General features: G+C 53.3%; 1 pseudogene. It reads left to right on the forward strand.

From position 1 onward, the window contains the following. A pseudogene (locus AXE65_RS13775) lies at positions 1–362 on the forward strand (recombinase RecT); the annotation flags it as partial.

Here is a 362-nt window from a genome sequence, read left to right on the forward strand (position 1 = left end):
GGTTTTAATGGCAAGCCCGAAGCCTGCTTTATCGCCATGCAATACGGCGCGGGGCTGGGCTTAAACCCATTGCAAGCCGTGCAAAATATCGCCGTGATTAATGGCCGCCCTTGTTTATGGGGCGATGCTGCACTTGCACTGGTACGCTCAAGCCCATTATGCGAATGGGTTAAAGAAACCCTGCAAGACAGCACAGCGATATGCACCGTTAAACGCCGCGATGAACCCGAACCCCAGTCACGTACTTTTTCATGGAAAGACGCCACCGCCGCCGGACTCGTTAATAAAGCAGGTCCCTGGAAACAATACCCCAAACGCATGCTACAACTCAGAGCACGCGCCTTTGCCCTGCGCGATATATT

Source organism: Ventosimonas gracilis (genome assembly GCF_001580025.1).
In the GTDB taxonomy this organism is placed as follows: Bacteria; Pseudomonadota; Gammaproteobacteria; order Pseudomonadales; family Pseudomonadaceae; genus Ventosimonas; species Ventosimonas gracilis.